We start from the raw sequence: 4,154 nt of genomic DNA, 5'->3' as shown, positions 1-4,154 counted from the left end.
TTTTCAACTACTACAATTTGTTGCGCGGCGACATCGGCGTCTTCCTGAATACGCTGGCAGCCGTCATCGCCGGGGTGTTCTGTGTCAACCGGCTGACCAATGCGGCGCTCGAGCCGCGGCTGCCGAACTGGCGGCTCATTCCCGTCGAAACCGGACCGGCGCGCTGGCTTGTGCGGCTGACGACTGCCATGGCCGTGGTCCTCGGCGTCAACTATTTCCTGTCGATCGTCAACGACACGATGGGCTCGCCGCTGTCGCTGACCATCGCCCGCAGTTTCGGCGCCACCATCATCGTCGGCGTCATCCTGATCCTGATGGCGATGCTGAGGCCGTTCAAGGCGCGTGACGGAAGCTGGCGGCCGTGGCCGGCATGGCTGCGCTATACGGCGCTTGCGCTCGGTCTTTTCACCATCGTCGCGGCGCTGCTCGGTTACATCGGCCTTGCTCTGTTCGTTTCGTTGCAGGTCGTCGTTACCGGCACCGCGCTGATCACCGCCTATATCGGCTTCCTGTCGGCGCAGGCGATCGGCGAGGAGGGTGCTTTCGCCAACACCTCCGTCGGGCGCTGGCTGTCGGCCAATTCCAGCTACGAGGATACGGCCCTCGATCAGCTCGGCCTTGTCGTCAGCGTTGCCATCAATGTGATGATCGTGCTGGTGTTCCTGCCGCTGATCCTGATGATGTGGGGTTTCCAGCCCGGCGATATCCAGGCTTGGGCCTACAAGCTCGCAACCGGGATCAACATCGGCTCGGTGACGATCTCGGTCACCGGCATCCTCTCCGGCATCGTCGTCTTCGTCATAGGCTATTTCCTGACGCGCTGGTTCCAGGGCTGGCTCGACGGCTCGGTCATGGCGCGTGGCAAGGTCGATACCGGCGTGCGCAACTCGATCAGGCTGGCGGTCGGCTATGCCGGCGTCGCGCTGGCGGCACTGGTCGGCATCTCGGCGGCGGGCATCGACCTGTCCAGCCTGGCACTGGTCGCCGGCGCTCTTTCCCTCGGTATCGGCTTTGGCCTGCAGAACGTGGTGTCCAATTTCGTTTCCGGCCTGATCCTTCTGGCCGAGCGGCCGTTCAAGGTGGGCGACTGGATCGTTGCCGGCGACGTCAGCGGCACGGTCAAGAAGATCAGCGTGCGCGCCACCGAGATCGAAACCTTCCAGCGGCAATCGGTGATCCTGCCCAATTCGAACCTGATCAACAACGCCGTCGGCAACTGGACGCACCGCAACAAGCTCGGCCGCGTCGACATCAAGGTCGGCGTCGCGTATGGCAGCGACGTCAAGCAGGTTCATGCCGTCCTGCTGGAGATCGCCCGCAGCCACCCGATGGTGCTGAAGAACCCCGAACCCTTCGTGCTGTTTTCCAATTTCGGCCCCGCCGCCCTGGAATTCGAAATCCGCGTGTTCCTGGCCGACGTGATGAACGGCAACATCGCGCAGAACGACATCCGTTTTGCCGTCCTCGAAAAATTCAGCAGCGAACACATCGAGATCCCCTCGACGCCGCGCGCCGTGGTCGAGGCCCACAAGCCCAAGGCCTGGCCGACGGACGACGACAAGATCGAGGCCGACTTCGCCGAACAGGAGCAGATAAGGGCCGAAGCCGAAGCGGAGAAGAAGCGACTGGTCAAGTCTCGCAAAACCAAGAAGCCGGACCCGGACTAGGCTCGGACTCCGTCGACCTCAATCCTGCCCGGAATCAATTGCGGCATGAATGGGGCATTCAGTTGCGGTTCAGCTTCCATCTCATATAAGCTCCATGCAAAGGCGAAAATGCCTTGCCAAATGCAACAGAGGCGGCGGGAACACCGATATTGCACCATGTGGAAGTCTCTCGTCGCTGCAGTCGCCCTGGTCGCTGCCATCGGCTCGGTCCATGCCGCGAGCGCGGTCAACAAGGACGCCGAGACCCGCACGCTGGTCGTAACGGAGGGCGGCAGCAAGACCGACCTTGCGCTGGCCGGTGGCGAAACGGTTGAGTTCTGCCCGAACGGCTGCTTCGTCACCTTGCCCAATGGCGATCTCGAAGCCCTGACCGGTTCGGAAACCGTCGAGATCTCGGGCGGTGTCGCCCGCATCAAGTAATCTTGGCGTCACGATTGTAGAGGCCGGGCATTTGCCCGGCCTTTTATCGTTTCCGGTAGCGGTTGTTTAACAATGACACCGGAAATACCGCCATGGCAGCCGTCTGCAACCGTGCGTTTTAACGTTCGCTACGCCATCGCCCGCTATACCAGGCTCAAGACGCCGAAAAGCGGCGCGCAACTCTACGCGGGCAGGGCAGGACGGACATGGATGCGCGATCGGACAGGAACGCAATACCGCTTGCGGTCGATCTCGACGGCACGCTGATCGCAACCGACCTGTTGTGGGAAGGGCTGTTCATCCTTCTCAAGAAGAACCCGCTCTATATCTTCCTCGTACCGTTCTGGATCGCCGGCGGGCCGGCGCGGCTGAAGCAGGCGATCGCGCAGCGCATCGACATCGATCCGGCATCGCTGCCCTATCGCGAGGTGCTGCTTTGCCGCCTCCGGACCGAGCACGCCGAGGGCCGCAAGATCGTGCTGGCGACCGGTACGCCGCGCAAGTTCGCCGACGCCATCGCGGCCCATCTCGGCATTTTCGACCAGGTGCTGGCCACCGATGGTCTCGCCAATCTCACCTCGGGCAGGAAGCGCGCCTCGCTGATCGCAGCCTATGGCGATGGCGTTTTCGACTACGCCGGCAACAGCCGCCATGACCTCCAGGTCTTCGATGCCGCACGCAACGCGATCGTCGTCGCGCCCGACCGCCATGCCGCGCGCTGGCAGGCGGCACATGGCGCCGAGACGGTGCCGGCGCCGAAGCCGACTTTGCGGACCATCGTCAAGATGCTGCGCGTGCATCAGTGGCTGAAGAATTCGCTGATCGCAGTGCCGATGGTGCTCTCGCATGAATATTTCAACACCGACATGATCTGGGAATGCCTGCTGGCATTCGTCTCGTTCAGCGCGGTGGCATCGGCCATCTACATCCTCAATGATTTCTTCGACCTCGCGCTCGACCGCAAACACCTCACCAAGCGCAACAGGCCGTTCGCCAGCGGCGCGCTGTCGATCCCGTTCGGACTTGGGGCGATCGCGGTGCTTCTGGCGATCGGCATCGGCACCGGGCTGTTCCTGTCGCCCGAATTCATGGCTGTGCTCGGCGGCTACATGGTCGTCACCACCGCCTATTCGCTGTCGTTCAAACGCATGCTGCTGGTCGATGTGCTGACGCTCGCCGGCCTCTACACGATCCGCGTCCTGGCCGGTGCGGCGGCGACCGGCGTCGACGTCTCGTTTTGGCTGCTGGCCTTCTCCATCTTCTTCTTCCTGTCGCTGGCGCTGGTGAAGCGCTTCGTCGAACTGCGCACCACCGCCATTCCGCCCGGCGAGCGCATTGCCGGTCGCGGCTATCGCACCGAAGACCAGGAGATCGTCGCCCAGGCCGGCATGGCCTCGGCCTTCTCCTCGGCGCTGGTGCTGGCGCTCTACATGGACAGTGTCGCGGTGCGGGAACTCTATCCGCATCCATGGCTGATCTGGCCGCTGGCGCCGATCGTGCTCTATCTTACCATGCGCGTCTGGATCCTGGCGCGCCGCAACGAGATGCATGACGATCCGGTCGTCTTCATCATCCGCGACTGGCGCAGCCAGATCGTGGTGCTGATCGGTGCGGTGATGCTGGTCATCGGGGGCTGGTAGGCATGGCCGCCGGACGTTTCCCAAGCTTTGGCCTTGCCACGCCGCCGGCGCCGCGCGCCATCGGTGCCGACGAGGCGATCGCGCTGCTGAAGGGCGGTCAGGCCAAGCCGGCGTCGCTGCTTGCCTATGGCAATGGCCGCTCCTACGGCGATTCCTGCCAGAACGGGGCCGGAGCGGTCGTCGATATGCGATCGCTGAACCGGATCCACGCCTTCAACGCCGAAACCGGTGTTCTCAAGGCGGATGCCGGCGTGCTGTTGTCCGACATCATCGCCCACGCTGCCCCCTACGGCTTCTTCCCCGCCGTTGTGCCAGGCACGCAATTCGTCACGCTCGGCGGGGCTATCGTCAATGACGTGCATGGCAAGAACCATCACCGGCGCGGCACCTTCGGCTGCCATGTCGAGAGCTTCACGCTGCTCAGGTC

4 protein-coding genes are annotated in these 4,154 nt (G+C 63.3%); all 4 read left to right on the top strand.

The annotated features are described in order from the left end of the window. Nucleotides 1-1,667: mechanosensitive ion channel domain-containing protein (locus EN932_RS30690; RefSeq protein WP_164890701.1), on the top strand; the 1,667-nt coding region annotated here is incomplete at its 5' end. A gap of 156 nt (nucleotides 1,668-1,823) precedes the next feature. Further along, on the top strand, nucleotides 1,824-2,087 hold the full coding sequence (locus tag EN932_RS30685; protein WP_023812335.1) for a hypothetical protein: 264 nt from the start codon (nucleotides 1,824-1,826) through the stop codon (nucleotides 2,085-2,087). 206 nt (nucleotides 2,088-2,293) lie between these two features. Then, complete coding sequence (locus EN932_RS30680; RefSeq protein ID WP_128369321.1) at nucleotides 2,294-3,727, top strand: UbiA family prenyltransferase; 1,434 nt, start codon at nucleotides 2,294-2,296, stop codon at nucleotides 3,725-3,727. 2 nt (nucleotides 3,728-3,729) lie between these two features. After that, a partial coding sequence (locus tag EN932_RS30675; protein WP_164890700.1) for an FAD-binding oxidoreductase occupies nucleotides 3,730-4,154 on the top strand: 425 nt, incomplete at its 3' end.

Source organism: Mesorhizobium sp. M7A.F.Ca.US.002.01.1.1 (genome assembly GCF_004022955.1).
Lineage (GTDB): Bacteria > Pseudomonadota > Alphaproteobacteria > Rhizobiales > Rhizobiaceae > Mesorhizobium > Mesorhizobium ciceri.
The sequence above is the reverse complement of the archived record's forward strand: the minus strand, read 5'-3'. Positions and strand labels throughout refer to the sequence as shown.

Excerpts from the sequence above, each read along its gene's own strand:
- EN932_RS30685 (WP_023812335.1), top strand. The coding sequence starts at position 1,824 with ATGTGGAAGTCTCTCGTCGCTGCAGTCGCCCTGGTCGCTGCCATCGGC.
- EN932_RS30680 (WP_128369321.1), top strand. The coding sequence starts at position 2,294 with ATGGATGCGCGATCGGACAGGAACGCAATACCGCTTGCGGTCGATCTC.